The sequence below is a fragment of the Mesorhizobium sp. WSM4840 genome (assembly GCF_055811755.1).
In genome coordinates, this window is the sequence record NZ_JBVVQD010000029.1 from 1 (window position 1) to 26,223 (window position 26,223).

29 protein-coding genes and 1 pseudogene are annotated in these 26,223 nt (G+C 59.2%); 25 read left to right on the forward strand and 5 right to left on the reverse strand.

Going from position 1 to position 26,223, the window contains the following annotated elements:
- The 12 genes from AC0L3I_RS28740 to AC0L3I_RS28795 all read left to right on the forward strand — a co-directional run.
- A partial coding sequence (locus AC0L3I_RS28740) for a hypothetical protein (RefSeq protein WP_473529116.1) occupies positions 1-295 on the forward strand: 295 nt, incomplete at its 5' end.
- Positions 296-372: 77 nt separating this feature from the next.
- Positions 373-843 (forward strand): thioesterase family protein, encoded by a 471-nt coding sequence (locus AC0L3I_RS28745; protein WP_473529117.1) that lies wholly within the window; start codon positions 373-375, stop codon positions 841-843.
- A gap of 531 nt (positions 844-1,374) precedes the next feature.
- Positions 1,375-1,791: a hypothetical protein gene (locus AC0L3I_RS28750; RefSeq protein WP_473529118.1), complete on the forward strand. Its 417-nt coding sequence runs from the start codon at positions 1,375-1,377 to the stop codon at positions 1,789-1,791.
- Between the two features lie 136 nt (positions 1,792-1,927).
- The gene (locus tag AC0L3I_RS28755) at positions 1,928-2,854 is read left to right on the forward strand and encodes a LysR family transcriptional regulator (protein WP_473529119.1); all 927 of its coding nucleotides are present in this window, start codon (positions 1,928-1,930) and stop codon (positions 2,852-2,854) included.
- Between the two features lie 199 nt (positions 2,855-3,053).
- A complete protein-coding gene (locus AC0L3I_RS28760) occupies positions 3,054-4,487 on the forward strand; it encodes an NAD-dependent succinate-semialdehyde dehydrogenase (RefSeq protein ID WP_473529120.1) in 1,434 nt (477 codons plus the stop codon).
- A 6-nt stretch (positions 4,488-4,493) separates the two neighbouring features.
- Entirely contained in the window at positions 4,494-6,038 is a 1,545-nt protein-coding gene (locus AC0L3I_RS28765; protein WP_473529121.1) for a fumarate hydratase, read from the forward strand.
- 69 nt (positions 6,039-6,107) lie between these two features.
- Positions 6,108-6,605: an Lrp/AsnC family transcriptional regulator gene (locus AC0L3I_RS28770; protein WP_473529122.1), complete on the forward strand. Its 498-nt coding sequence runs from the start codon at positions 6,108-6,110 to the stop codon at positions 6,603-6,605.
- Between the two features lie 161 nt (positions 6,606-6,766).
- A complete protein-coding gene (locus AC0L3I_RS28775; RefSeq protein WP_473529123.1) occupies positions 6,767-8,173 on the forward strand; it encodes an aminotransferase in 1,407 nt (468 codons plus the stop codon).
- 674 nt (positions 8,174-8,847) lie between these two features.
- Positions 8,848-9,573, forward strand: a complete 726-nt coding sequence (locus AC0L3I_RS28780; RefSeq protein ID WP_473529124.1) for a LuxR family transcriptional regulator — start codon at positions 8,848-8,850, stop codon at positions 9,571-9,573.
- A 100-nt stretch (positions 9,574-9,673) separates the two neighbouring features.
- A complete protein-coding gene (locus AC0L3I_RS28785) occupies positions 9,674-10,306 on the forward strand; it encodes an acyl-homoserine-lactone synthase (RefSeq protein ID WP_473529125.1) in 633 nt (210 codons plus the stop codon).
- 1 nt (position 10,307) lies between these two features.
- The gene (locus AC0L3I_RS28790) at positions 10,308-10,649 is read left to right on the forward strand and encodes a transcriptional regulator domain-containing protein (RefSeq protein WP_473529126.1); all 342 of its coding nucleotides are present in this window, start codon (positions 10,308-10,310) and stop codon (positions 10,647-10,649) included.
- Entirely contained in the window at positions 10,624-11,109 is a 486-nt protein-coding gene (locus AC0L3I_RS28795) for a DNA -binding domain-containing protein (protein WP_473529127.1), read from the forward strand. Before AC0L3I_RS28790 ends, AC0L3I_RS28795 begins: the two co-directional genes overlap by 26 nt.
- Before the next feature lie 29 nt (positions 11,110-11,138).
- On the opposite strand, the gene AC0L3I_RS28800 is transcribed toward AC0L3I_RS28795, so the two are convergent.
- A complete protein-coding gene (locus AC0L3I_RS28800; protein ID WP_027033327.1) occupies positions 11,139-11,390 on the reverse strand; it encodes a DNA -binding domain-containing protein in 252 nt (83 codons plus the stop codon).
- Positions 11,391-11,515: 125 nt separating this feature from the next.
- Between AC0L3I_RS28800 and AC0L3I_RS28805 the strand changes: the two genes are divergently transcribed.
- The 4 genes from AC0L3I_RS28805 to AC0L3I_RS28820 all read left to right on the forward strand — a co-directional run bounded on the left by AC0L3I_RS28805 (position 11,516) and on the right by AC0L3I_RS28820 (position 12,869).
- Positions 11,516-11,725 carry a helix-turn-helix domain-containing protein gene (locus AC0L3I_RS28805; protein ID WP_096453812.1) on the forward strand — a complete coding sequence of 70 codons (210 nt, stop codon included), beginning with the start codon at positions 11,516-11,518 and terminating at the stop codon, positions 11,723-11,725.
- Between the two features lie 302 nt (positions 11,726-12,027).
- On the forward strand, positions 12,028-12,243 hold the full coding sequence (locus AC0L3I_RS28810) for a helix-turn-helix domain-containing protein (protein ID WP_473529128.1): 216 nt from the start codon (positions 12,028-12,030) through the stop codon (positions 12,241-12,243).
- Between the two features lie 16 nt (positions 12,244-12,259).
- Positions 12,260-12,505, forward strand: coding sequence for a helix-turn-helix domain-containing protein (locus AC0L3I_RS28815; protein ID WP_473529129.1), 246 nt, complete (start codon positions 12,260-12,262; stop codon positions 12,503-12,505).
- 154 nt (positions 12,506-12,659) lie between these two features.
- The gene (locus tag AC0L3I_RS28820; RefSeq protein ID WP_473529130.1) at positions 12,660-12,869 is read left to right on the forward strand and encodes a helix-turn-helix transcriptional regulator; all 210 of its coding nucleotides are present in this window, start codon (positions 12,660-12,662) and stop codon (positions 12,867-12,869) included.
- 23 nt (positions 12,870-12,892) lie between these two features.
- Here AC0L3I_RS28820 and AC0L3I_RS28825 read toward each other — a convergent pair.
- Positions 12,893-13,216, reverse strand: a pseudogene (locus AC0L3I_RS28825) (transposase); the annotation flags it as partial.
- A gap of 306 nt (positions 13,217-13,522) precedes the next feature.
- Between AC0L3I_RS28825 and AC0L3I_RS28830 the strand changes: the two are divergent.
- From AC0L3I_RS28830 to AC0L3I_RS28850, 5 genes are all read left to right on the forward strand, one after another.
- Positions 13,523-13,843, forward strand: a complete 321-nt coding sequence (locus tag AC0L3I_RS28830) for an ArsR family transcriptional regulator (protein WP_473529186.1) — start codon at positions 13,523-13,525, stop codon at positions 13,841-13,843.
- A gap of 39 nt (positions 13,844-13,882) precedes the next feature.
- Positions 13,883-15,220, forward strand: coding sequence for a serine hydroxymethyltransferase (locus AC0L3I_RS28835; RefSeq protein ID WP_473529131.1), 1,338 nt, complete (start codon positions 13,883-13,885; stop codon positions 15,218-15,220).
- 57 nt (positions 15,221-15,277) lie between these two features.
- Positions 15,278-16,453: a methionine adenosyltransferase gene (gene metK / locus AC0L3I_RS28840; protein WP_473529132.1), complete on the forward strand. Its 1,176-nt coding sequence runs from the start codon at positions 15,278-15,280 to the stop codon at positions 16,451-16,453.
- 100 nt (positions 16,454-16,553) lie between these two features.
- Positions 16,554-17,546 carry an adenosine kinase gene (locus tag AC0L3I_RS28845; protein ID WP_473529133.1) on the forward strand — a complete coding sequence of 331 codons (993 nt, stop codon included), beginning with the start codon at positions 16,554-16,556 and terminating at the stop codon, positions 17,544-17,546.
- A gap of 213 nt (positions 17,547-17,759) precedes the next feature.
- Positions 17,760-18,521 (forward strand): cold-shock protein, encoded by a 762-nt coding sequence (locus AC0L3I_RS28850; protein WP_473529134.1) that lies wholly within the window; start codon positions 17,760-17,762, stop codon positions 18,519-18,521.
- A 258-nt stretch (positions 18,522-18,779) separates the two neighbouring features.
- On the opposite strand, the gene AC0L3I_RS28855 is transcribed toward AC0L3I_RS28850, so the two are convergent.
- Positions 18,780-19,244 (reverse strand): Ros/MucR family transcriptional regulator, encoded by a 465-nt coding sequence (locus AC0L3I_RS28855; protein WP_473529135.1) that lies wholly within the window; start codon positions 19,242-19,244, stop codon positions 18,780-18,782.
- A 244-nt stretch (positions 19,245-19,488) separates the two neighbouring features.
- Here AC0L3I_RS28855 and AC0L3I_RS28860 point away from each other — a divergent pair, with 244 nt between their 5' ends.
- Entirely contained in the window at positions 19,489-19,791 is a 303-nt protein-coding gene (locus AC0L3I_RS28860) for a DUF982 domain-containing protein (protein ID WP_473529136.1), read from the forward strand.
- 277 nt (positions 19,792-20,068) lie between these two features.
- Positions 20,069-20,317: a DUF982 domain-containing protein gene (locus tag AC0L3I_RS28865; protein WP_202351517.1), complete on the forward strand. Its 249-nt coding sequence runs from the start codon at positions 20,069-20,071 to the stop codon at positions 20,315-20,317.
- A 489-nt stretch (positions 20,318-20,806) separates the two neighbouring features.
- Here the strand turns inward: AC0L3I_RS28865 and AC0L3I_RS28870 are convergent, their stop codons facing one another.
- Both AC0L3I_RS28870 and AC0L3I_RS28875 read right to left on the reverse strand, forming a co-directional pair.
- Positions 20,807-21,874, reverse strand: coding sequence for a cytochrome P450 family protein (locus AC0L3I_RS28870; protein WP_473529137.1), 1,068 nt, complete (start codon positions 21,872-21,874; stop codon positions 20,807-20,809).
- 262 nt (positions 21,875-22,136) lie between these two features.
- Positions 22,137-22,829 (reverse strand): OmpW/AlkL family protein, encoded by a 693-nt coding sequence (locus AC0L3I_RS28875; RefSeq protein WP_473529138.1) that lies wholly within the window; start codon positions 22,827-22,829, stop codon positions 22,137-22,139.
- 1,157 nt (positions 22,830-23,986) lie between these two features.
- On the opposite strand from AC0L3I_RS28875, the gene AC0L3I_RS28880 reads away from it, so the two are divergent.
- Entirely contained in the window at positions 23,987-24,664 is a 678-nt protein-coding gene (locus tag AC0L3I_RS28880; protein WP_473529139.1) for an antitoxin Xre/MbcA/ParS-like domain-containing protein, read from the forward strand.
- Positions 24,665-24,980: 316 nt separating this feature from the next.
- Entirely contained in the window at positions 24,981-26,114 is a 1,134-nt protein-coding gene (locus AC0L3I_RS28885; RefSeq protein WP_473529140.1) for a porin, read from the forward strand.
- Positions 26,115-26,223 lie beyond the last annotated feature (109 nt).

Sequence of the window (26,223 nt, forward strand, 5' to 3'; positions counted from 1 at the left end):
CATCGGCGGGGGGCTGATTGGAGCTGGTTGGTTGGGCTGCTCATTTTATGAGGGCCGGTTTAGATGTCGTCGTCTATACCTCGATGGAAATTCCCAAGTTGATGTTGGCGTGATTCAAGGTGGCGTGGCGACCTGCGCCATGCCAACGGTTGTCGTGACCAAGCCGAGCCATACTCCATCGGAGCTTCGCCGTTTGGCTTCAACGAAGAAATTCTTACCAAATGCAGCCCGAGAACCCGGAATTGTTCCGCTCAGACGACACAGAGAAGTTGAATTTCGTTTTTGCACAGCTTGAACTAAAGAGAAGCTGCCGACTGGCGGATCTTGTTCAAAGCGTCATCAGAGCTAAGACCGCAAGAGATGAGCAAATAGATGGATGCGCCCCGAGAATTCGCAGCAATTGTGACCGACGATCTTGTCGACGGATATGGGCACATGAATATGGTGCACTATCTGGCAGCGTTCAGTAGAGCTGCGGATATACGGCTCGACGCTGCCATACGTTTAAGTCCGGATGGCTCGGTGATCTCTGGCCTTGTCACCGCCGAAGCGCGTGTCGTTTACAAGAAGGAAGCGATGCGTGGCGACGATTTGCTCCTCACTACTTGGGTAGCCGACCTTGACGAAAAGCGAGTCCATGTGGCGCAAGCGATGTTGCGCGGCGACGGAACTTTACTATCGACAGCTGAACAGCTTTTCCTGAATTTCAACCTGCTATCGCGCCGCGTAGAACCATTCCTGCCGGATGTGATGGCCGAGCTTGGGCGCAGTGCCGAGGCGGACAGTGGTACATTCGATCCGGGCATTGTCAGTCGCCGAATGGCCATACCGAGAATAGTTTGAACTGTACTGATCTTCGTAAGTCTCTTTCGCGGTACCTCGATGCGTGTTTGTGAGGAACGATCAAATCTGACACGGCTTCGACATGATGATTTTCAGAGGTTTCGATAACTCCAACGATCACGAGACACCGGCGGGTTCGGGACGTTTGTCAAGTGAAATGAAGATTTGACCCCCCTGTTGCCTCACCGGAGAGTTTTACCGCGCCGTGATAGAAGTGGGTCATTTTGTCCTCCAGCCGCGAAAGGAGAAGCAGGCGCACGTTTTATCCAGTCGCCGTCGAGGATGATCCGCCCTGTCAGGTGAGCCCGCCATGCCTTCACGACCCTTTGCACCATTCTCAGGCTTTCGTGAAGCGCGACCGATCGGCACCCATGAGACGCTGTAGCACCGTCGCCGCCGAGATCGCAGGCTCGGCCTCAAGTCACGCCCTGATCTGGGCCTCGTACGCCGGAACGCATCGTCCCTTGCCCATGACCCCATGCGCCGCGCAAAGGCTCGCGGCCATCGCATCGGCGCACCCCGGATGGTCGCATGACGCTTGGTCCTGAAGACTTCAGTGCCGCTGTTGGCGGCCCTCCGGAGTTCGACCTTCTGTTGACAACGAACCTTTCCCTTCTTTTTGCCGCCCGTGCGGGCGGCTTGCTTCCACTAGGCTTCATAGGAAGCATCGGCGAGTTATCCGACACCCATAAACTTCGCGAAGCCGCGACGCATGCGCGGCGGCTTGGCTTTGCCGGAGCTTTGGCGATCCATCCGACGCAGATGGCTATATTCAATGAGGCTTTCTCGCCAAGCGCACAGGAACTCGAGTGGGCCCGCCGTGTCGTCGCGGCGGAAAGCGATGCCGCAGGGCGGGGTCTGTGCGCCTTCGCAATGGACGGCAAGATGATTTGCCCGCCGGTGGTGCGGCGGGCCCACGAAATGCTGACCCTCGCCGGCAGTAACTGACCTATGGCTCTGCTCAACGGGCGGGACAGGGCGCCTGTCCCGGCATGAGCTCGGCAGTATTGCCGCTTGATTGCCATCTCGTTTCGAGATAGATATAGAGAATCTGGGGAGAGTGCCTCAGTTGGGCCCCTAAACCGTGGATATCAGACAGTTAAAATACTTTGTCGGCGTAGTGGAAGCAGGCAGTTTTACGAAGGCCGCTGCGCTCCTTCACGTCGCTCAGAGCGCCCTTAGCCTGCATGTGCGTCAACTGGAGGAAGGCTTTGGCACTCAGCTACTGGTACGCGACAGGACAGGCGTCAGCGTAACGGCGTCCGGATCCAAACTGCTCGAGCGAGCGCGGGCGATTCTCAAGGAAATTCGACTCACCGAGGCGGAATTGACCAATACAGCCGCTTCCCCTGCCGGCGAGGTGACCATTGGCATTCCGTCCGGAGCCGCTCGCGTCCTGAGCGGCCCGCTGCTTGAGTCAGTGAGAAACGAATTGCCCAAGGTGTCTCTCAAGATGGTCGAAGGTATGACAGGACCGCTGGAGGAGTGGATGGCTGCTGGACGATTCAATCTAGCGGTTCTCTACCGCACCGCGGACAGTGTGGCGCGAATGACGGTGCTAGCGCGCGAAGAGCTTTGTCTGGTGGTGCCGTCAGGTGAACCGCCTTTCGAAGAGTCGATATCGCTGGCGGACCTGCATGCGTTCCCGCTGGCGGTTCCCATGCGCAATAACAATGTTAGACGGTCGGTGGCGGATGTCGTGGCACAACACGGTTGCGCGCTGGACGTCAAGTTTGAAGTGGACTCGCTCTCGACGATCATCAACATGATCATAGAGGGAAAGGCTCATTCTATTCTCGCCCCCTGCGCGGTTCAGAAAGAAGCCTCTCAAGGGCTGGTCCGGACGGTCAAGATCGTCGATCCGGTGATTACCCGCTCCGTCGTGCTTGCCGTAAATCCGAAAGATGAGCGTTCTGCGGCCGTGTCCGCGGTCCGCAAGCTCATCCCCAAGGTCGCCAGGGAATTAATTGAGAGCCGGGGATGGGCGGCTGTGGCGCCTGACACGGCCTGATAACTCTTCGACCTATATGGCAACGCCATGACCTCTTGCGGCCATCAGAAACAGATCGATCTGGATTCCAGATGGATTTCGGCAATATTCGATATTTGACCCGCCGCGATCATGGCGATGAAACTAGCTCAAGCGAGTTCAGCGATTTCGGTATCGAACGGCGCTCGTATGGCAAGAATTCACTTAAGTGGAGCACGCGATGTTCGACGCCAGGAGCTACGAGCTCTTCATCAACGGCAAATGGCGAGCCGGTGGTAGCAGAGCCACATTGCCGGTGATTAATCCGGCGACGGAGAAGGTATTTGCCTCGGTGGCGTCGGCGACGGTGTCGGATCTGGATGAGGCCCTCGCTTCGGCAGAACGCAGCCGTAAGGCTTGGTCTTCACGGCCTGCAAAAGAACGTGCCGAAATCCTGGTAGCAGCCGCAAGAATCTTGGCAACGAAGATTGAAGCAGCAGCCAGGGACCTGTCAGCCGAACAGGGAAAGACGATTGCCGAAGCGACAGGTGAGTACGCGCGCGCTGTCGAAACGCTGGAGTGGAACGGCACGCACGCTCAAGAGCTGTCGGCCCCGATTCCGTTGGGTGCGAACCGGATGATTGTCCCGGAACCCCTTGGCGTCGTTGCTGCCTTTACGCCATGGAACTATCCGGCCGTTCTCATCGCCCGCAAGCTCGCCCCCGCGCTGGCGGCAGGCTGCCCGGTGATCCTCAAAGGGGCCGAAGAGACACCGAGCGTGGCGGTCCATATCGTTGAATCGTTGCACCAAGCAGGCATCCCGGAGGGCGTGGTCAATCTGGTCTTCGGCGTGCCGGTGCATATATCGCGGCATCTGCTCAGTTCGCCAATCGTGAAGGTCTTGACTTTCACGGGCTCAACCGCGGTTGGAAAGCAGCTGGCCACGCTCGCCGCAAATAATTTGCAGCGTTGCATCCTTGAACTCGGTGGGCACTCCCCGGTCGTTGTGTGTGAGGATGCCGACCTGGCAAAGGCGATACCGGCAATTTCGGAATACAAGTTCGAGTGCGCGGGCCAGAGCTGCAATGCGCCTAGCAGGATTCTCGTCGCTCGGTCTCTCTATGAGCAATTCTTGTCCCGGATGACGGAAGCAGCCCGCAAGATCAGGATCGGCCAACCGGACGACCCTGCAACGGAGATGGGACCGATGGCAAACGCGCGGCGAATCGAGGCCATGCAGCGTCTGACCAAGGATGCGGTCGATCGCGGCGCCCGCATCGAGACTGGTGGAACCCGCCTCGACGGACCGGGCTTTTACTGGCCGCCAACCATCCTGACGGGCGTGCCGAAGGATGCCAGAGTCCTTCATGAAGAGCCGTTCGGACCGATCCTCACCGTGGCTCCGTTCAATACGCTCGAAGAGGCCATCGAGGAAGCCAACGCCACTGAGTATGGCTTGGCCGCTTACTTCTTCACGGACGCTGCCGATACGCAACGAAAGCTGACCAACAGTCTTTCGGCGGGCGCTGTCAGTGTGAATTACCTGAAAGGGGTTTCAGCGGATGCGCCTTATGGAGGCGTTAAACAGAGCGGCTATGGATATGAAGGAGGCGAGCAGGGGGTACGGAGCTTCCAGATCTTGAAAATGGTCAACGGCCTCAGCTCATTTGGATGAATTCCGGTGGGAAGTAGAACACGCAACATCGCCGGCAAGGACATCACAAGGAGCGTGGCCGACGCCCTTCAGTACATCTCGTACTACCATCCTCCAGATTATATCCGCTCTCTTTCGCAAGCATATGCGCGCGAACAGAGCCCGGCGGCGAAGAACGCAATAGGGCAGATTCTGCTGAACTCCCGCATGGCGGCCTTCGGGCGGCGGCCGATCTGCCAGGACACCGGCCTTGTGGTGGTCTTCGCCAAAGTCGGCATGGACACCCGCATCAAGTCAACAGTCAGTTTCGCAGACCTCGTGAATGAGGGCGTCCGTCAGGCCTATCTCGACCCGGACAATCCCCTTCGGGCATCGATCGTTGCCGATCCGCTGGCCGGACGGGTCAACACCCGTGACAACACGCCGGCGGTCGTCCACGTCGACCTTGTGCAAGGTAACCAGATTGAGATCACCATTGCCGCAAAAGGCGGCGGATCGGAGAACAAGGCACGCTTTACCACCTTGAACCCCAGCGGGTCTGTTTCCGATTGGGTGGTTGACACAGTCTCGACGCTTGGCAGTGGGTGGTGTCCGCCCGGCCTGATCTCCGTTGGCATCGGTGGTAGCGCTGAAAAGGCGATGCTGTTGGCCAAAGAGGCCATGAACCAGCCGATCGATATGGCGGAATTGATCGCCAGGGGGCCATCAGGTGCGGAGGAGGCACTGCGGGTCGAGCTTTATGAACGAATTAATGCCCTAGGTATCGGCGCTCAGGGCTTAGGCGGCCTGACGACAGTCGTTGACGTCAAGGTTGCGACTTATCCTACCCACGCCGCGTCCAAGCCCGTGGCACTCATTCCGCAATGCGCCGCCAACCGGCACCTGAAGTTTACCTTGGACGGCTCTGGACCCATCAGGCTTCAGCCGCCCGACTTGCGCGAATGGCCCGATATTGGAATCGACGAATTGAGTCCAGCCGGCGTGCGAAGGGTCAACCTCGATGCACTTACGAAGGAAGAGACGGCAACGTGGCGCTGCGGTGAAACGCTTCTTCTGTCCGGAAAGATGCTGACAGGCCGGGATGCCGCCCACAAGCGGATCGTCGAGTTGATCGACGCAGGCAAGCCGCTTCCATTCGATCTGGAGGGGCGCGTTATCTACTACGTTGGACCCGTCCGCGCCGTGAGAGATGAGGTCGTCGGACCGGCTGGCCCAACAACTTCCAGCCGCTTGGACGATTTTACGGACAAGGTGCTCGCCGAAACCGGGCTTTTCGCGATGGTGGGCAAAGCGGAGAGGGGACGGGCTGCCATCGAGTCGATCGTAAGACACAAAACGCCATATCTCATCGCAGTGGGTGGGGCTGCCTACCTGATCTCAAAATCGATCAAATCAGCGCGGCTCATTGCCTTCGAAGACCTGGGCATGGAAGCAGTTTATGAATTCGAAGTGCAGGATATGCCTGTCATCATGGCTGTCGATATTGAGGGAAACTCCATTCACAATTCCGGGCCTCTTGAGTGGCGCAAGCGCATGGCGGCTGACAGCATCGCACGCAACATCGGCGTTTAAGCCTTCCGACCAAGCTCGGTCGGTTGGCGTCAAATTTCATTGTCGACAACGGCGTAAGAGCACAAGGTCATGAAGTCGAAGCCCAATCCTGCGCGCCTGGACGCTTGGGACTTCCGGATTCTCTCCGAGATTCAGTCAGACGGCCGGATTTCAAAAAGCGAGCTTGCAAAACGCGTTCATCTTTCGGCGTCGGCCTGCTCGGAGCGGCTCCGTGCACTCGAGGTCGCAGGGATTATTGAGGGGTTCTACGCGCGGCTGAGTCCGGCCCTCATCGGCGGCATGGTCTTTGTCATGGTGGAGGTCGTGCTGGAACGTCATCGCCTCGAGGACCAAAGACACTTCGAGACTGCGATCGGAGAATTTCCGGAAATCCTGGATTGCTGGGCTATCGGCGGGCGGATCGATTATCTGATGCGCGTCGCATCTCCTTCTATGGCTGCGTATCAGGATTTCATGGAGGGACTGCTGCAGGCAGGCTTGGGGATCGATCAATATTATAGTCTTGTCGTGACCAAACCAATCAAGTCCAATTCACCACTCCCCTTGTCCGCACTAAGGCGACGGTAAACGCCGAGGCCTTGGTTTCCACGGCTTTTGGTCCCGATTCCGCGAATTCGTCGGCGAAGGACGTGCATTCCCGCGAAACTGGAGAGGCGTTTGCGGTATGGTAATTGCTAAGGAGGCGGCCGGCCGAGTGCCCTCCGCCAATCCATCGCGAGGAGAGGACTATGCGGTTGAGCAATCTGGGAACCGAGCAACTCAGAGAGAAGGATCGAAGCTTCGTCTTCCATCCTTCTACGCATCTGGCCAAGCACAGCCGAGGCGAGACCCCAAATCGGATCATGGCCGGTGCGGAGGGCGTCTATATCTGGGATACCGAAGGCCGAAGGAGCCTCGACGGTTTCGGAGGGCTCTACTGCGTCAACATGGGATATGGATGCACGGAGATCGCCGAGGCCATTGCCAGGCAAGCACACGAATTGCCGTTCGCGCACGTCTATGCCAGCCAAGGTACGGAGCCGGTCGCCCTTTTGGCAGAGGCCGTGGTCGAGTATTTCGGACGGAACATGCGAAGGGTCTATTTCGGCCTCTCCGGTTCCGATGCCAACGAAACCAATATCAAGCTGGTGTGGTATTATAATAATATCCTCGGCCGGCCCGATAAGAAAAAGATCATCTCGCGAAATCGCGGCTATCACGGATCTGGGCTGGTCACCGGGAGCCTGACAGGCCTTGCCTACTTCCATAATTTCTTCGACCTGCCGCTGGACTTGGTACGCCATACCACGACGCCGCACCACTATCGCCAGGCGCATGACGGCGAAAGTGAGCAAGCGTTCTCGAAACGCTGCGCGGATGAACTTGAAGCCCTTATCCTGGCTGAAGGCCCGGAGACCGTCGCAGCTTTTATTGGAGAGCCGGTGCTTGGGACAGGCGGTATCGTTCCGCCCCCAGAAGGATATTGGGCCGCTGTCCAAGGCGTGCTCGACAAGTACGATATCCTTCTGATCGCCGACGAAGTGGTCTGCGGGTTTGGACGAACCGGCGAGAAATTCGGTTCCCACCTCTATGGCATGCGGCCGGACTTCGTGACCATCGCCAAGGGTTTGAGTTCCGCCTACCTGCCCATCTCCGGGTCAATCATTGGCGACCGTGTCTGGTCGGTCTTGGAACAAGGAACAGAGAAGCACGGCGCGCTCGGCCATGGCTGGACTTATTCGGGTCACACGCTTTGCGCTGCGGCCGCGCTCGCCAATATTCGACTCCTAAAGGAAAAAAATATCCTGGAGCATGTCCGCGATGTCGGACCGTATTGGCATGCCCGCATGAATGCCGAACTGGCGGGACACCCCATCGTCGGAGAGGTTCGTGGTGTCGGAATCCTCTCCGCCGTAGAGCTGATGCGAGATCCAAAGCAGAGAATACCGTTTGAATCCGATCTTCAGGTCGGCGTTCGGGTCGCCGCTGCTCTGTTCGAGAACGGTGTCATCGGCCGCGCCATGCCGCACGGCGATATCCTCGGCTTTGCCCCGCCTTTGATCATCACCCGGAAGGAGATCGACATAATCGTCAACGCAACCGCGAAATCAGTCGAGACGACCTATCGCGCGCTGAAGGCCGAGGGTGCGATATGAACATGCGAGTGCCGACGGAAGCGAGCCCCGGGTTCGACGCCGTCCCGGGTAACCAGTGTGGTGGTCCCTGGGAGGAACTTTCCCACGGACCAGACGCTTTGACGTCAGCCTGTCGTTAGGACTGGTCGCCCATTGGTGTCCCATTGGTGAAGACGGGTTGACAGCGCATTCCGCGCCGAGCCGACCGAAACTGCTAAACTTCATGCCGTCAGATTCTATGCATGCTTCGGACAACTCTGATCGCAAGCGATAACCAAATCAGTTCTGCCGCCGCTGTCCTGTTGCCCAACGACCAGGGTGTTTGTGCGGCGCGCCCTGCCGGTGTACCTCCCCGCCGGCAGGGCGCCTTTTTTGACCCGCTGGATCTGGGTGATTGTGGCGCGCCCGCAATCGAGAGTTCGAGAAGGAGGTCATCTGCATATCCAGATGGCACATCGAGCTTCGATATCTCTATTACGCCATGCCAACCGCCCACAATCGCAGCTTCCGACGCGCGGCTGACGCGCAGCCGGCGTGGAGGTCGCACGCAACCCCTTCACATGATCGAAGGTCTAGGGAGCAGTCACCGTGGTGAATTTTCTCCAGCGTCGAATATCTCGGGGGCGAGTCCTCTCGCCGTAGCTGCCAAGAAGCCAGAAAGTCCCAGGTTTAATTGAAAACAGCCGCAGGGGAAAATGCAGCTCGTCTTCGAAACTTTGCTGGAACAGTTGTCTTTGAGCGTTGATGAAGTCGACTTCCATAACGCACTGGCGAGCGCCGCCGCCGCCTTCGACATTCCCGCATTCGCCTATCTGTCTCTGGTGTCTGATCGCGTCACAAAACCCAGGCTGATATCGAACTATCATTCCGGTTGGACGTCGCACTACTTGCGCCACCAATATGAAAGGATCGACCCGGTCATAGAATGGGCAAGATGCAGCGAATGTCCCTTTCAGTGGGGACCAGGTTTCGGCCATGCCGGCATTTCAACGCGACAGCAACAGCTTTTCGATGAGGCTGCCGAATTCGGCATCTGCTGCGGACTGACGATTCCACTCGTCGATCGCCGCGGCGGTGTCGCTGCGATGACCTTCGCGGCAGACAGGCTCGATCCGACCTTCCTACGCGTCGCCGAACAATATGAGCAGGCGCTCGAGATTATGGCGATGTGCTTTCACATTGGCGTTCGCCGCAAGCTTTCGGGCGGTCTGGCGGTGGATGGTGTTTCGCTGACGCCCCGTGAGTACGAATGCCTGCAATGGACGGCGAAGGGCAAGTCCGCCTGGGAGATCGGCTGCATCTTGGGAATCAAGGAGCGCACGGCCGCTTTCCATCTGGACAATGCCAAGAAGAAGCTCGGCGTGCGCACCAAAAATCAGGCAGTGACACTGCTGGCCTCCTCACGATCATCAATTCTCTGAGGGATAGAATCCCTCTTTGATCTACCTGTGCAAATGCACAGGCAGTCGCGGCATGAAGGTTCGCCTCCAATGGCAGGGTCATACCTGCGAGGAGAGCATCATGATTGAGCTTATTGCGCCCGGCTGGTTCGGCGCCTTTGCCGACGAACTTCACGAAATGCACCGCCTGCGCTACCGCGTCTTCAAGGAGCGGCTCGACTGGAACGTGCGCACGACCGGCGGCTTCGAGATCGATTCATTCGATTCCCTGAAACCGCACTATCTCGTGTTGCGCGATTCCGACGGTCGCGTCGGGGGCGGCCTACGCCTTCTGCCCTCGACGGGGCCGACGATGCTGCGAGATGTCTTTTCGAGGCTGTTGGAAGGGAGAACGGCACCCGAGGAACCGAGTGTCTGGGAAAGCAGCCGTTTCGCCCTTGATCTCCCACCGTCTGCACCGAAGGGCAGTGGGAGCATTGCTGTTGCCACCTATGAACTCTTCGCCGGCATGATCGAGTTCGGTTTGTCGCGGCGGCTCACGCATATCGTTACGGTTACGGATTTGCGCATGGAGCGAATCCTGCGTCGCGCCGGATGGCCGCTGGCTCGCATCGGGCCGCCCCAGACAATCGGCACCACGCGCGCCGTTGCCGGCTTTTTGGATGTCTCAGAGGCAAGCCTTGCTGCGGTCTGCCACAATGGCGGTCTTGGCGGTCCCGTGCTGTGGGCGCCGGTGCTCTGCACGGCCGCCTGACATGGTTATGATAGGTAACGGCGCCGACTGGCCGGACTGGCAGGATGAGAAATCCTATCGCTATACGCGGCACCTGACGCGACGCGGCTGGGCCTGGGAATTCCTGCGGCGCAATCCGGCCTTCCAGCGTGACTGCAGGCTCTCGCTTGAGCAGGCAGAATTTGCAGAAAGGCGGTTCGAGGTGGAAGTGGTGAGATCGTCGCTCGATCTGACGCAGTGGGGGCTCCTTTTTCGCAAGCTCGTTGAGGCGCGATGCGGCTGTGTTCTGGTGCTTCCGCCAATGCCCGCATGTCCTGCCGGTCATTGCGGAAAAGGCATTGTCGGCCGAAAAGCTTTCGTTTGATCTCGCTGCATTGCCATGTCGGGCGGCACTCGTGATCACGGCGGACGGTCGCCAGCATGTCATGATGCGAAATGCTCACCGGGTTTTACAACTGGTTGTGAAGGGCGCGGAGGTTTTGCGCCCCGTTCGGCTTTCCGTCGACGCGATCTGGCCCGCCGATCGGATGAGGCAGCACCTGAATGCGCTCGAATGCCTCAATGCTCTTCACGCGACTGGACGACTTCCCGACAGGCTGTTTCCTCCCGAAGCGCGCGCCAGCCGTCTGCGCTTTGTCCTCCAGGCGCTCGACGGCTCGCTCGGCGGTGCATCGCACCGCCAAATCGCAATGGCCGTGTTGGGCCGGCAACGCGTCCAGGCCGACTGGACGGATCCGCGCAACCACCTTCGCGATCGCATCCGCCGTGCCGTCCGGCGCGGTCACATGCTCGTGGATCGTGGCTATCGGGATTTCCTCGTCTAAAGTGATTGCAATAGCTCACCTGGAGCCGGTCAGCGCGCGAACAGTTCTTTGTATCCAGTCGTAACCATCCAGTTTGCCCGATCGAGATGGCTGCGAACCGCCATTCGAGCGCGCTCAGGTTCTCGCATCGGATCGATGCCGAGGACGAGCTGCGCCATCTCGTCTTCGCTGGCATCGTCGGCGGACGCGTCCAGGAGCCTCATATAGATCGTGAAGTGTTCATTGTCGTAAGCGGTCAGGCTGTCCGACCACGGGACTTCGTCTTGGACTTTGCGTTTCATCGCGACCCTTTTGCCGGTTTGGGGTTTGTTGTGATCGGGCACGGCTCCTCCTCGGTTGGCTCACCATAGCGAATAGGCACGATCGTTCCTAGAACGATAGTTCCGGTTCTGGTCCCTATCTCGCCATGGACCTCAAGGAGGTCATGGCGATCAACATGCGTCGTTTGCGCCATGATCAGGACCTGACGCAGGAAGAATTGGCTGCCCGCGCAGAGCTGAGCATGCGCTATGTGGGTTCGATCGAGCGTGCTCGGGTTTCCGCAAGCGTCAGTGTGCTTGGCCGGCTCGCAAAAGCACTTGACGTTGATCCTTGTGAGTTGATTAGGCCGCAGTAACAAAGGCGATCTGGCCCATCCCGGATTGCCGAAATCGATTTTGATGGCGCGCAACCGGCCGCCAGTGAACTGAGCCCGCTTTCTTCGACATGGGTCTAGACCACTCGGCTTCGCTCCCTGGCGCAGCTTGCGTGGCCTACAGCGCTGACCTTGAGCGATAATCATCGTCAGATCGCATCCGGGAAGTCGCGATCCCTAACAGCAGGTAGTTCGGGCAAAGTCGATGCTCGTGCGAGTTGCTCCCTAAGTTTGTAGAGTATACTCCGTGGTGAAATCCTCAACAAGAGGGTGGCCTCTCGCCTATGGGAATCCGAGAGGTCTTTGCCCGCAATCTGCGTAGGCTTCGCGAGGAAAAGAAGCTGTCGCAGGAGGCGCTGGCGCATGAAGCTGGTGTTGATCGAACCTACATCAGCGCTCTTGAGCGCAGTGTATATGCTGCTACCATCGACATGGTCGAGAAGCTCGCTACGGTGCTGGAGGTTGAGCCGGCAACGCTGCTCGATCCGCGATCTGAATAGACTTAAGCACCGTCTGATGCCGAACTCCCTTCGATCGCCCCGCCAACGCCGGCTGCTGGAACAGCTGATAGCGGCGCGCAAGAACAAGGGCTTAACCCAGGCCAAGGTTGCCGACGCGCTTCGCCGCCCGCAGTCTTCCGTGGCCAAGTATGAGGGCGGTGAACGTCGCATGGACGTCATTGAGTTCCTCGACGTAGCGGAAGCCCTCGAAATCGACCCTTGCGAGTTTCTCGCACATGTGCGTCGCTTGCGTGACCGATAGCTCGTGCTGTGGTTGGCCTGAGCGACCATCGTCATCAAAACCGCATCCCTGGATTTGCTGCCCCCGCGGCAGATGGTTTGGGCAAATCGATGACAATGTGGATTACATATTATAGTTGATAAACTCAAGGCCCGTGATCCGCTGACCTCCGCGCATGGATATGCGCAAGCTGGTCGGACGAAATGCACGCAGGATCAGGGAGGAGGCCGGCTTGACGCAGGAGCAGCTTGCCGAGATCTCCGGCTTCAGCCAGCAGTACATCAGCGGGCTGGAGAAGGGCAAAAGGAACCCCACCATCGTCACGCTTTATGAACTGGCACAAGCCCTCCGTGTCAGCCACATCGATCTGGTGCGACCTGACTGACCAGGATTAGGCGCTATTTGGAAACGGCGCCGACGCGCCGCGGACATTTCGACTGCATCCGTCGTGTAAATGATGCTGCGCACACTCGGATAGGCGAAGAACGGCACGACGTGCTGCCAGTCGCGCCGCCAGCTCTGAGTGATCGCCGGGTATCGGCGGCCCAGTCGCCGGCCTCGAAGTCCTCCAGAGCCTTCATGCCGGCTTGGCGTCCGCGCCCCGGCAGATGGCGCTGAGCGTCGGCGCGACGGCTTTGCGGCCCTTCCGTCACACGAAATCAAGTAAATGGCGGATCAGGTGCACCAGCAGGTTAGCACTGTCGCCTGGGAAAAGGTGGCGCCGGTCGCCTCTCTCTTGGCCAAGCAGTTCGCCAGCTTGCCGTCTTACCAGCACCTCGCCAATCTCGTTGCGTTCCTGTTTAGGCCTTGCAACAGATCCTTCAAGGAAATTCATGGAATCTTTGCGACCACAAATCGCTGTCAATGGTACGCTCACCACAACTTTCAAGTTCAGTGGCGGCAGAAATCTGGTGTGTTCATGTTCTGCGGCCGAACAGCATTTGCGAAGAGCCCGATATGACAAAGCGAGCAGGACGACGGGTTCGGTTCTTCTATTTGGCGCCGTACTGACCAATGATGATACTTGTCGATCGCCTAATGACAGCAGCGCATCTTGATCGCCTACGGATCCTGGGCCTTTGCGCGCATGCCGACCTGACTGTTTGCGAACTGGCGGAGATTCTCGATCTTCGTCGGGAGCGCGTTGCGCGACACGTCCGGATGCTCGCCAGAGCCGATTTTCTTTGCGGCAACGGACAACGTCCTTTGTCCTCATATCATCTCAATGCAGGGGGCAAGGACGGAGGGTTTGTTCAATTCTTGGTCGATCTCCTGCCCCACGACGATGGGTGTCATAAGCGGGACCTGGAGCGGCTCGAGGCGGTACAAGACGCGTGGTCGAAGGAGACTGCTGCTTGATCGTAAAAAGATCTGCCCAGACGGGAGCGCGAAACTACCATGAAGAACTCCGCTGACCTAGCCATCGCAGAGCCCGGCACATCTGGATGGTCTTCCTTGGTCCACGTCGATTGCCATGTTCACGAACTGCTTCTGAGACAGGAGCGGCAGGAGCGGACGACGCTCAAACTCATCGCATCTGAGAACTTTGCCTCCTCAGCCGTGCTGGAAGCGACCGGCTCGATCTTCACGAACAAATACGCCCATGGGTACCCGGGTGAGCGCGACTACGCTGGAAACGAGATCGTCGATGAGCTTGAGACCCTCGCGATTGGGCGCTTGAAATCGCTGTTTGGCAGTGAACACGCCAACGTCCAGCCTTATTCCGGCTCGCCGGCCAATCAGGCCATTTATCGAGCACTGTTGAGTCCGGGAGACAAAGTGATGGGCTTGCCTCTCCCCGAGGGTGGCCATCCGACCCATGGTTGGGCCGGCCACTTCTCCGGCAGCGATTACCAACACGTCCCCTATGGGCTGCACGAACAGACGCAGCAAATTGACTATGACCGCTTGCGCGAGACAGCCAGGCGGGAACGGCCGAAACTGATTTGGGCCGGCGGAACTGCCTATCCGCGTGTCTTTGACCACGCGGCAATGGCAGAAATCGCTTCGGAGGCGAACTCCTATCTCGTGGCCGACATTGCGCACATCAGCGGCCTGATTGTCGCTGGAGCGCATCCGAATCCCGTGGCCCATTGCGACGTCGTCACCAGCACGTCTCACAAGTCGATCCGCGGCCCCCGTGGAGGCTTTATTTTGTCGAAGAATGAAGATCGCTATCAGGCGCTCTATCATCCCACGAGTAAATACAATCTCGCCAGACGGATTGATCGCGCGGTGTTTCCTCAACTGCAAGGTGGGCCGCACATGAATGTCATCGCCGCGCTAGCTGTTGCTTTGCAGGAAGCCGCGACCCCCTCTTTCCGTACCTACGGTCAGCAGATCGTCAAAAATGCCAAGGCTCTGGCCGAGGCGCTTCTGGACCGTGGTTACGACCTGGTCACCGGCGGGACTGACAATCACATGCTGATCCTTGATCTGCGGGACCGGCCGCTATCAGGCAAAGCCTATGCCGAGCGCCTGGCCAAGGCAGGCATCATTACGAACTTTAACATGGTGCCGGGCGACCCGCGCGATCCAGCGGTTACAAGCGGGATCCGGTTAGGGTCGCCGGCAGTGACGTCCATGGGCATGCGTGAGGCGGAAATGGTGCAGATCGCCGCTTTCATCGACTCGGTCTGCCGCCGGCCCGACGACCAGGAAGTTCATGCGAGCGTACGAAGAGACGTTGCCAACTTCTGCACTGCGTTCGACGTCCCCGGCATCCCCGACCGGTAAGCCACCCCCAATCCAGTAACTCCCACCTAACCCCAACACTTGAAGCGAGGGCATTCCATGACCAGGCAGTTCGTGTTCTCTTCCGAATCCGTCGGCGCGGGACACCCGGATAAGATGGCAGATAACATCTCCGATGCCATCCTCGATGCGGTCCTCCGCACCGATCCGAAGGCGCGCGTCGCCTGTGAAACGTTGCTGAAGACAGGGATGGTCGTTCTGGCTGGCGAGATCACCAGCCACGCGGAGATCGATTACAGCCAAGTTGCCCGGGATACGATACTCGATATTGGGTACGACGACGATGCCATCGGCTTTGATGGTCGGCGTTGCGCCGTCGTTCTGGCTCTCACCGAGCAGTCGCCCGACATAAGCCAAGGCGTTGACGAAGGACGAGGGCAAGATCTCGAGCAGGGAGCGGGGGATCAGGGCCTCATGTTCGGGTACGCGTGCAACGAGACCGAAACATTGATGCCGTTGCCAATCCAACTTGCTCACCATTTGACAAAAAGACAGGCAGAGGTGCGCCAAACCGGACGCCTTGGCTGGCTTCGCCCGGACGTTAAATCTCAAGTGTCCGTACGCTACGAGGGTTTGCGCCCGGTGGCGCTGGATACCATAGTCCTGTCGACGCAGCATGACGAGGCGGTTTCACAAGCCACGGTCCGCGAAGGCGTCATTGAGGAGATCATCAAGCCGCTCTTGCCGCCCGACCTGGATACGACGGGGATCAGATTTCTGGTCAACCCAACAGGGCGGTTCGTGGTCGGTGGGCCTGCCGGCGACTGCGGTCTCACTGGACGCAAGATCATCGTCGATTCCTACGGTGGAATGGGGCGTCACGGCGGCGGCGCCTTTTCGGGTAAGGACCCGTCCAAGGTTGACCGCTCGGCCGCCTATGCGGCGCGGTACGTCGCGAAGAATATCGTTGCCAGCGGACTTGCGGAGGTCTGCGAGGTTCAGCTTGCCTACGCGATCGGCGTGGCCAGTCCGGTTTCTGTCATGGTCAATACCTTCGGAACCGCAAGGATTGACGAAAGAACGATCGAGCGCCTTATTCTTGAGCTTTTCGATCTCCGACCGAAAGGCATCATCAAGATGCTTGATCTCTTACGCCCGATATACCGCAAGACGGCGACATACGGACACTTCGGCCGTGAAGAGCCTGAGTTCACCTGGGAGAAGACGGACAGAGCCGACGACTTGCTGCGTGAAGCAGGACCGGCTGCTGCGTGAGGGCCGCTGGATCAAGCGCATGCGACAAGCCATTTCAACTCGCTGGACCCGCGCCCGGCCGGCGTGGCAGAAAGCCGATGGGTAGTTGGCGGAGACATTGATGCCGGATTATGACGTGCTTTGCATCGGCAATGCCATCGTCGACATCATCGCCCAGTGCGACGAAGCGTTTCTCGAGACGAACGGCATCATCAAGGGCGCGATGAACCTGATCGACACGAGGCGCGCCGAACTGCTCTACAGCCGCATGGGCCCGGCTATCGAAGCCTCCGGCGGCAGCGCCGGCAACACGGCGGCGGGCGTCGCCAGTTTCGGCGGCCGCGCCGCCTTCTTCGGCAAGGTCTCGAACGACCCGCTCGGCGAGATCTACGCCCACGACATCCACGCGCAGGGCGTCGCCTTCGACACCAGGCCGCTTCAGGGCGAACCGCCGACGGCGCGCTCGATGATCTTCGTCACGCCCGACGGCGAGCGCTCGATGAACACCTATCTCGGCGCCTGCATCGAGCTCGGGCCGGAAGATGTCGAGGCCGACAAGGCGTCGGGTGCGGCGGTCACCTATTTCGAAGGGTATCTGTGGGACCCGCCGCGTGCCAAGGAAGCGATCCGGCAGACGGCCAAGCTCGCGCATGCCGCCGGGCGCGAAGTGTCGATGACATTGTCGGATTCGTTCTGCGTCGACCGCTACCGCGAGGAGTTTCTGGACCTGATGCGCTCGGGCACGGTCGACATCGTCTTTGCCAACAGCCACGAGATCAAATCGCTCTACCAGACCGCCTCCTTCGACGAGGCGCTGGCCCAGATCCGCAAGGACTGCAAGATCGCCGCCGTCACCCGCTCGGAAAAGGGCTCGGTCATCGTGGGCGGCGACGAGACCGTCACCGTCGACGCGACCAAGATCCGGGAGCTGGTCGACACCACCGGCGCCGGCGACCTCTATGCCGCCGGCTTCCTCTACGGCTATACGCAAGGGCGCAGCCTGAAGCATTGCGGCGATCTCGGCTCGCTGGCGGCCGGATTGGTGATCCAGCAGATCGGCCCAAGGCCACGGCAGAATTTGCGCCGCGAGGCCGAGCAGGCGGGGTTGATCTAGCCGGGCGATTCAACGACGAGCGTCTCTCCCCTCCTGCGGACTGTGCGGGGAAGTGCGCATAAATCGAAATGTCGGATGCGCATCCGCGTGAGGCGGCAGCCCGCGGCATGTCACGATCGAAACGGTTGATGGCGGTGCCGCCCTTCAGCGCGACCCTTTTGCCGTGCGATATAGGGAACGCGTTCGGATCAGCTGCTCGACCTGCGGCATATATTGCTCACCGCCATCATCGACCTCGAGTGGCAACAGGTCGGCCGGGATCGTGATGCGATAGAGCGGGTGAAGCGGCCAACTGGTGAATTGACATCAACGCATCGCCCGATTGAGATTATCCTGCCGGGAGCGCAGTGCGTTGTTCAAGCCAGTCGGACGATCATGGGCAAATATAAGGACCATCGTGAGCCACGCCGGCATCGTCATGACGATGACGCGGTTTCTTTTGCGGAACGGCCTTCCGAGCCAAGCTACTTTCAGCGTTCGTCGATCGTAACCGCGGACCCTGTCGACGCCGACGTGATCTGGTTCAACACCAGCAAGGGTTTTGGCTTTGTCAAATTGCCGGAGGGCATCGAGGCCTATCTGCACATCCGGGTGCTGGAGGCCGCCGGAAGCCCCAGTGTTTCCAAGGGGACGCGTCTCAAGGTCACAACGGAAGAAAGTCCAAGAGGTCACCAGGTCTCGCAAGTGCTGGAGGTCGGCGATCAGACCGCGAGAACTCAGGTACATACGCGTTGCGCTGGAAAGTCCACCGCCGGGACGAGTTCCCAGTTGGAGAGCGAGGGCACCGTCAAGTGGTACAATCCCCAAAAGGGCTTCGGCTTCATTGCTCCTGAAAACGGTGAGAAGGACATCTTCGTTCATGCCACCGCGCTGACCCGCTCAGGACTGAGCATGCTGATGGAGGGTCAGAAGGTGTTTGTCCAATGCGGGCAGGGCAAGAAAGGCCTGGAAGTTCGGAGCATTCGCTTCGCTTAGAGCCAAATGCGTTGGCCCTACCGAAATCGCGCCTCAGACAAAGAAAAAGCCCGCTACCGGGAGGAGGTGGCAGCGGGCTCGATTTAGAATGAGACGCGGGAGGAGGTGCGCCCCATCCAGCGTCGGCACCACATCTGGGAGGAGTAGATGGCCGACACCGTGATCATATCGATCGCCGCGGATATTGCAACGCACAAATTTTATCTCGCGCTTGCGAAATGATGCCGGATCCGCTTCGTCGGTCCCGAAAAAGCGCGGTCAGGCTGCGGCTTTCTTGCGGGCACGCTTGGCAGGTGCCGGCGCTCCCGGTTCCTTCGGCTTGCGGCCCAGACCCATGGTCTTGGCCAATGCCGAGCGCGCCGCAGCGTAGTTCGGCGCCACCATGGGATAGTCCGCCGGCAGCCCCCATTTCGCGCGATATTCGTCGGGCGTGAGGCCATAGTGGGTAGCCAGGTGACGCTTGAGCGACTTGAACTTCTTACCGTCCTCAAGGCTGACAATGTAATCGGGTGTAACCGATTTTCTGATCGGTACGGCAGGCTTGAGGGCTTCCGACTTTTCTGGTGCGGCACCACCAGCAGTGCTTTTCAATGCGATGTGGATCTGGCCGATAAGCCCAGGCAGCTCACCGACGGGAACCGGATTATTCGAAACATAGGCTGAGACGACATGGGCGGTGAATTCGATGAGGTTGTCGGCTTTGCTCTCGGTTTCTTCGGTCATGAAAACGCTCCTGCGGACTTAGACTAGGCGGGGAAGAATCACTTCATAGCTTAATAGTGACGACCGCCTTTGATAGCAACCAAGCCATTGCATGATGTGTTGGCGGATCGCTGCACGTCCGGCCGCAGGCGCGGATCTTCCTCTTGAACCGTCATCGCCCTGACAACACATTGTGCCAGGGTCGCCGTGTCGATGCGGCGCCTCTTCACCGCAAATTGGCTATTTAGAAAGTTGGGAGAAACCAATGAACGCTGAGGCTTTCAGCAGCCCCCTTTTCGTGAAGCGCGCTACGCACATCATCCAAGAGATTGCCGGCCTTGCGCATGCAATCGATTTTCTCAATGAATGGCCAGAAGATCGCAGAGACCTGATCCACGAAGCCGCCCTGAGGGCATGCTACGATGCGTACGATGGGCGCAAGCCGGTAAGCACGGCGCGCAATGCCTTTTTCGGCTTTGCGAAGCGGGTCGCCATATTGGAAGATCCAACCTCCGCGATGCAGTGGATCGCCGCCTGCAGATCGGGCAGTGGAAAAGTGCAGGTGTAAACTTCGACGACGTGTTTGAGACTGGCGCGAGACGCGTCAAACAGTGCAGTATGTCCAGGTTTCACAGCTAGACCACGCGAGTGAGAAGCAGTTCCTCACCACCGACTACAAAACCGCAGATCGCACGCAACCTGACCATGGCCAGACGCAGCTCATGGCGATCGCTTGGTCGGCAATGGCCAGACTCAGTGGCGCAGATGCAGCGGTGGCGTTCGGCTGAGTAAATAAATGCGACCCGGGGCTGTTTGCCGCATAGTGGCTGTGGAGGAGGGGAGAGATGACCGGCTTGATCAGATTTGAGAGGCCAGTCGTTGTTCAGGTTAGCCGCCGCAGCTCGGAGCGTATCGTGTTCGACGTCAACGACGCGGCCGCTATCTTGCTGCGGGATCTGCATCATAAGACCGATAAGCGCAGAATAGCGATGGACACCTGTCTGCAGGTGTTACGCGGTAAGACCCATCCACCAGCCGCTAGACGAGCCTTCGTCGCAGCCGCGCTCGAAGCACGCATTCTACGCAGCGATTGAGATTTAGGACGCCGCTCATGAATCTCGGCCATCTGCGCATCTCTATTTGGCGCGGTCCGAACACCCCTGCCGGCATCCGCCAGGAGCCAGCCAACCCCGCACTTTTCGCGATGGCTTCCTGGTCCGGCGCCGGAACTTCCACCATCAAAACACAAGGGGTCCGCGGACCTAGCTGCGGTCGCTCGGCTTCGCCTTCCTGGCGATCATGATTGGAGACAGAGGCAGACGGAGCCATCGAGCGGGAGTTGGTCCGCTGCAGATGGCAGAGCGTCGATGCCGCCTCATAGTCTCCAGAAGTGCCGTTTGAACCTTTCCCCAGCTAAGCCCTGCATCCGGTCTCCTAGAACGCGGTCCGCGGACCGGCGGCGCGTGATCGCCGATGCTTCTTCCGACGGTCGGGAGCGGGGGGTCGGCGATCGCCCCCTCGTTGCGAGACCAGCCACCCCGGCGAACCGAGAATCACCGAATCCGGGGTGAATGCCGCGCTCTCTAAGCGACGGAAGGGCGGAAGGTGACCGGCAGGCGCTGCGGGCAGCGAATGACGTAAGACGGCATGTAGACGACGTCCTCCGCGGCGATGGTCAGCGCCAGATCCTCCAGCCGCCCGAACAGCGCGGGGAAGGCGCAGCGCAATTCCAGGCGCGCCAGCGCAGCGCCCAGGCAGGAATGCGGCCCCTCGCCGAACGACAGGTGCGGGTTGTGCCGCCGGGTGACATCGAACCTGTCGGCGCCGGGACCGAATGCCTTTTCGTCCCGGTTCGCCGCATGGAACGCCATCAGGACGGCGTCGCCGCGGCGGACCACGCATCCGTCGATCTCCACGTCCTGGGTGGCATAGCGGAACGGCAGATTGGCCGCTGAGCTGCCCCAGCGCAGGATCTCCTCGATCGCCTGTGACCACGGAACTTGGCCGCTGCGCACCAGGTGCAGTTGCTGCGGATGCGTCAGCAATGCCAGCACGCCATTGCCGATGACGCCGGCGGTGGTCACGAAGCCCGCAGAGAGCACCATGAACAGCATGTCGATGAGCTCGGTGTCGGAAACGAGCTCGCCATTGTCACGCGCGACGATCAGGGCCGAAGCCAGATCATCGCCGAGCTGGCCCCGCTTGAGCGCGATCAGGCGACGGAAGAACTCCGGGATGCGCTGCCGCGTCTGTCGCACCTCTTCGGCTGTGGCGGAGGTGTTGGCCAGGCTGTAGGTGAGCGCGACGATCTCTTCGCGCTGTTCGTCCGGCAAACCGAACAGTTCGGCAATCACGTTGGTGGGCAGCGGAACGGCGAACTCGCACATCAGATCGGCACTGCCGCCGCGCTGCGCCATCTCGGCCAGGAGTCGATCGACGCATTGTTCGATCCGTGGCGCCAGCAAGGCGATACGGCTGGGCGCGAAGCTGCTGGACAGCAGGCCGCGCAAGCGCCGGTGATCGGCGCCGTGCGCCGTGGTCATGTTGTCCACTTTGCATATCCCGATCAGCGGATGATCCTCGGGAATCTCGCCGTCCTGCAGCGCCCGCCACTGTCGCCAGTCCCTGTTGAAACGCTGGTCGGAAAGCATACGCCTGAGCGTCTGGTGACGGCCTGCCGCCCAGGTCACCACATCGCCTGGCAGCGACACTCGCGCCATCCCTCCCTGCTGCAGAATCGCAGAAGACAGATCATCAAGTTGCGTAGGAGCGACCGGCACACCGATCACATCGCAATGATCGTTTTCTACGCGCATGCCAACAACTCCTTTAAGAACCATCGCGGGTCCACTTCTCGGCACGGATGATCCGCGCGCGGACTTCGAAAAGTGCCCCTTCAGTGTCCTTTCGACATTAGAAACGGTAGGTGACACCTGCGCCTATCAGCCAGGGATCGAGCTCCGCCTTCCCGGTCTGCTTGTTGCCGGCCACGGTGACGTCGAAGTCTGGCTTCAGGAAAAGCTTCTTCACGTCGAAGTTGACGCCCCAGTGCTGGTCGAGCTTGTAGTCAAACCCGACCTGCAGCGCGGTGCCGAACGTGTTCTTGACCTTGAGATCATCGGCGCTGCCGGCTTGCTGATGATAGAAGATCGTATAGTTCACGCCGGCGCCGATATAGGGCTTGAAGGCGCCGAAATCGGTAAAATGATACTGCAATGTGACCGTGGGCGGCAGCAGCCAAACCTTGCCGACCTTGCCCAGCCCGCCGATCGCACCTTGGCCATCGATGTTGGCATAGGTGGTGCCGAGTATGAGTTCGGCGGCGATGTTGTCCGTGAAGAAATACGAAATATCGAGTTCCGGCGTCAGCGTGTTCGAATAGGAAAGACCGGAGCCGGGCACCGCGTTGACGTAGCCCGAATCCTCAGTGATCACCCCCAACGCGCGCAGGCGGATCTGCCAGGGGCTTGGCGCTTCCGCGACCGGGGCTCCTGCCTGCGGAATGCTCGCGGCTTGATGAACATCTGCCGCGCCGGCCTGTCCCGCAACGATGAGGACGACAGCCGCTGTTACTGCCCGCGCCACCCCAATTCGCGCTCTCGCCATACTCTTCTCTCCTTGATCTTCAGAAACGACGCACTTCGCCTTGATTGAATCCTGCTCGCATCAATCGAGATTGACGGAGCGCTCATGCGGGATAGCCCCCGCATGTGTCGTGCCAAATGAGAAAATCATTGCGAAACAGTGCGACCACTCTGATAGCGCTGTGTCTCATGTCCGACTTCGTCGCAGATCCGACAATGAGTGCAGCCGTAGCCGCCGCCGGGTAGCCGATGCAGTCCCCAGTCGCCTCGGTTCTGGGACGGCAACGGGCTGCACGTTTCAAAACTCTCTCGGAGATTTCACACGGCGTCAGCGTGTGTTCACGATGCCGTCGCAGACTGCGTACCGTGGACACCCCCAGAATGGCTTGCCCGCGTAGCAGCGGCAGTTGTCTATGGGACGCGGCCATCTGCAAACGCGATGGTATCGTCCGGAATATTATATTGGCGAACTGAACACCACGTCGCGCATACTTGCAGCTGACGGGGACAAACGCCCATGCGGCCGGTAGAGATATCCTCGGGTGCCTACAATGAGCGAAGTACCACACCTTACCTTCGATGCTCGATACGACTGGCGTGAGCACGGGGCCTGCTGGTCGGTAGTGATGCGGACGCGGCGCCTGGTCCTTCGGCCGCAGATAGTTCGCTGAGGCACCGGATAAAATCTGCTCTCCCTGCCGGGAAGCCCTTAGGAGTGGATCCAGATGATCTTGGAAATAAAACGCCCAAGGACGGGATTTCAACCTTTGTCATGAAGGAGGCGCCGCGCACCTGGCCAATACAATGCGGCAACAGTGAAGCATGTATCCGCGTTAAAGGCGGTCGTCAAAGTTTGTACCCGAATGTACAGTTTTATAAATGTGCCAACTTTCAATCTGTCCAAGTAAAATACGAAGACGCTGGCACGCTAAACTTTGAACTTGCACAAATGGGCGTCGCGGATAGCGTCACGCTGCGAAGAAGCGCTGCGATGTGCATCTGTTTCGATCGTGGGGGAGGGGCAAAGACAGTCGTCCATCGACGTTCTCCCCTTTTTATTGAGAGGCACAAGTTGAAACCGCAAGACGGCTGCTAGGTCGCGAGCATACGAAGACGCAACATTGTCGCTGTCCTCCAAGCTTCAGGTCTTCAGCGCTCTTTCAGCGGCTTGCTGAGGGAATGCAATTGGGAAAGCCACATATGTCCGGGTCGAGTGATCTTGCGGATGAAAACCGCCAGAGCGAGCTTTCAAGCTTCGTCATGAGGGAGGTGCAGCGCATTCTCGCCCAATGCGATGAGGCGAGGCAGGGTGACAGGGCTGCTGTTGCGCCTTCGGGTTCTGCTTCCGCCGATTTGACCGCCGTGGCCGCTGAATTGCTTGGCAGGCTTGAGGCCGAAGCAGCGCGACGGCTGAACGCTCAGGCGTGTGAGATCGCTTCGCGACCCCGGCCAGCCGATCATCCGCTCGGGCATTCGGTACTGAAAGATTATCCGAGAGAAGGCGCGCGCGTTGCAGAGTGGGCCGGTCCAGTTGCTGGCTCGACGCATCTCGAGAGACGTTTTGGGATACCGCGGTCAACGCTGCATTGGTGGCAGCAGCACAATGATGTCGTTGCCTTTCGAAGAGGCTCCCGCAAGCATGTATTTCCCCTGGCTCAGTTCATCGACGGCAGGCCCATGCCCGGAATCCGGCAGGTGCTCTCCTCGATCTCCGATCCCAGATTGGCTTGGCTGTGGCTGATCAGTCCCTCGCCTCTTCTCAAGGGCCGCGTTCCTATCGAATTGCTCAGGGAAGGTACGAACACAGAAGTCGTTGCATCAGCCGCCCAGGCCATTTCTCTGATTGGAGCTGTCTGACGTTGGTCAGGCATCGGTGGTTGTTCGTGCACATTTGACGCGTACGCAAATAGTCAATGTACCAATTGTGCAGTTTGTACAAATGTATATTTGTTCAATTTGTGCAAGTAATACTGGGAATTTCGTGATAAAAATACAACTGATACTTCAAGATCTGGTCGGAAGGCGGAGTTTGAACTTGCACTATTCCGCCCGGTGAATAGCGTTCGAGCCGGGAAGGATGCTTCGTGATGCGCATCTTTTTCGATCGTGGGGACAAGGGAGCGGTTCGTCCATCGACGTCCTCGCCCTTTTCAAATCATTCAAGGAGATCAAAATGAAGATCAAGAGCCTTCTTCTCGGCTCAGCTGCGGCGCTGGTCGCAGTTTCCGGTGCGCGCGCCGCCGACGCCGTCGTCGTCGCCGAGCCGGAACCCGCTGAATACGTCAGGATCTGCGACGTCTACGGCGCTGGCTACTTCTACATCCCCGGCACCGAAACCTGCCTGCGCATCGGCGGCTATGTCCGCTACGACATCGGCGTCGGCGACATCGGCACATTCACCGGTGCGGGGACCGTCGACGTCGAGGACGGCGACGATCAGGATACCTACTGGAAGCGTGCTCGCTTCTCGCTGAAGACCTGGACCGGCCAGGAAACCGAGCTCGGCACGTTGAAGACGTACACCCAGACCAACTTCAACTTCCGCAACACCCAAGGCGATACATCTCCGATCCTCAACGAAGCCGACAACAGAGCCGTTTCGCTGAACTTCGCCTGGATCCAACTCGGTGGGCTGCGCGTCGGTAAGGACGAATCGGCCTTCGATACGTTCAGCGGCTACGCCGGCAACGTCTTGAACGATACGCTGGTTCCCTACGGCGGTTTCGACACCAACGTCGTCCAGTACTACTTCGACGCCGGCAACGGCTTCTCGGCCGTCGTCTCGCTCGAACAAGGTTATGGCGACTTCACGATCGACAGCTATGTTCCGCATATAGTCGGCGGTGTGAAGTGGACGCAGGGCTGGGGCGCCATCGCCGGCGTCATCGCTTACGACAGCAACTATGAAGAAGTGGCCGGCAAGGTTCGCCTCGACGTCACCCCGATGGAGAACCTGTCGCTGTTCATCATGGCCGGCTACGGCACGGACGACAACTACACGGATGGCGGTTTCGCAATCCCCGCCGGCGGCCGCGGCATGTACAAGCTGTGGAGCGGCAATTGGGCAGTCTGGGGCGGTGGCACCTACACCATCAACGAGAAGACCTCGTTCAACACCCAGATCTCGTATGACGAAGGTGAGAATCTCGGCGTCGTGGCGAACATCGCCTACGATATCGTCCCCGGCCTGACGATCACGGCCGAAGCCAGCTACTTCCATCTTGGTGATGAGACCGTCAGCAACTGGACCGGTGCCGATGACGACGACAACTTCGGCGGCCTCCTCCGCTTCCAGCGCTCGTTCTAAGGGATAGGGCTAGGTCCCAGCGCTCGCAGCGACAACTACGAGCGCCACCACCCGAGACCAGCCCGGTCGGTGAAGAGACCACAAAATTGTCGGCGCATTGCTTGATTAC

Bases quoted from the DNA above. Each gene is read 5' to 3' on its own strand.
- AC0L3I_RS28830 (WP_473529186.1), top strand. From the start codon at position 13,523: ATGACAGCAGCGCATCTTGATCGCCTACGGATCCTGGGCCTTTGCGCG.
- AC0L3I_RS28805 (WP_096453812.1), top strand. From the start codon at position 11,516: ATGGACCTCAAGGAGGTCATGGCGATCAACATGCGTCGTTTGCGCCAT.
- AC0L3I_RS28785 (WP_473529125.1), top strand. From the start codon at position 9,674: ATGATTGAGCTTATTGCGCCCGGCTGGTTCGGCGCCTTTGCCGACGAA.
- AC0L3I_RS28745 (WP_473529117.1), top strand. From the start codon at position 373: ATGGATGCGCCCCGAGAATTCGCAGCAATTGTGACCGACGATCTTGTC.
- AC0L3I_RS28800 (WP_027033327.1), bottom strand. From the start codon at position 11,390: ATGAAACGCAAAGTCCAAGACGAAGTCCCGTGGTCGGACAGCCTGACC.
- AC0L3I_RS28750 (WP_473529118.1), top strand. From the start codon at position 1,375: ATGACGCTTGGTCCTGAAGACTTCAGTGCCGCTGTTGGCGGCCCTCCG.
- AC0L3I_RS28770 (WP_473529122.1), top strand. From the start codon at position 6,108: ATGAAGTCGAAGCCCAATCCTGCGCGCCTGGACGCTTGGGACTTCCGG.
- AC0L3I_RS28860 (WP_473529136.1), top strand. From the start codon at position 19,489: ATGAACGCTGAGGCTTTCAGCAGCCCCCTTTTCGTGAAGCGCGCTACG.
- AC0L3I_RS28870 (WP_473529137.1), bottom strand. From the start codon at position 21,874: ATGCTTTCCGACCAGCGTTTCAACAGGGACTGGCGACAGTGGCGGGCG.
- AC0L3I_RS28775 (WP_473529123.1), top strand. From the start codon at position 6,767: ATGCGGTTGAGCAATCTGGGAACCGAGCAACTCAGAGAGAAGGATCGA.
- AC0L3I_RS28835 (WP_473529131.1), top strand. From the start codon at position 13,883: ATGAAGAACTCCGCTGACCTAGCCATCGCAGAGCCCGGCACATCTGGA.
- AC0L3I_RS28865 (WP_202351517.1), top strand. From the start codon at position 20,069: ATGACCGGCTTGATCAGATTTGAGAGGCCAGTCGTTGTTCAGGTTAGC.
- AC0L3I_RS28875 (WP_473529138.1), bottom strand. From the start codon at position 22,829: ATGGCGAGAGCGCGAATTGGGGTGGCGCGGGCAGTAACAGCGGCTGTC.
- AC0L3I_RS28885 (WP_473529140.1), top strand. From the start codon at position 24,981: ATGAAGATCAAGAGCCTTCTTCTCGGCTCAGCTGCGGCGCTGGTCGCA.
- AC0L3I_RS28810 (WP_473529128.1), top strand. From the start codon at position 12,028: ATGGGAATCCGAGAGGTCTTTGCCCGCAATCTGCGTAGGCTTCGCGAG.
- AC0L3I_RS28855 (WP_473529135.1), bottom strand. From the start codon at position 19,244: ATGACCGAAGAAACCGAGAGCAAAGCCGACAACCTCATCGAATTCACC.
- AC0L3I_RS28845 (WP_473529133.1), top strand. From the start codon at position 16,554: ATGCCGGATTATGACGTGCTTTGCATCGGCAATGCCATCGTCGACATC.
- AC0L3I_RS28880 (WP_473529139.1), top strand. From the start codon at position 23,987: ATGCAATTGGGAAAGCCACATATGTCCGGGTCGAGTGATCTTGCGGAT.
- metK (WP_473529132.1), top strand. From the start codon at position 15,278: ATGACCAGGCAGTTCGTGTTCTCTTCCGAATCCGTCGGCGCGGGACAC.
- AC0L3I_RS28780 (WP_473529124.1), top strand. From the start codon at position 8,848: ATGCAGCTCGTCTTCGAAACTTTGCTGGAACAGTTGTCTTTGAGCGTT.
- AC0L3I_RS28820 (WP_473529130.1), top strand. From the start codon at position 12,660: ATGGATATGCGCAAGCTGGTCGGACGAAATGCACGCAGGATCAGGGAG.
- AC0L3I_RS28760 (WP_473529120.1), top strand. From the start codon at position 3,054: ATGTTCGACGCCAGGAGCTACGAGCTCTTCATCAACGGCAAATGGCGA.
- AC0L3I_RS28790 (WP_473529126.1), top strand. From the start codon at position 10,308: ATGGTTATGATAGGTAACGGCGCCGACTGGCCGGACTGGCAGGATGAG.
- AC0L3I_RS28815 (WP_473529129.1), top strand. From the start codon at position 12,260: ATGCCGAACTCCCTTCGATCGCCCCGCCAACGCCGGCTGCTGGAACAG.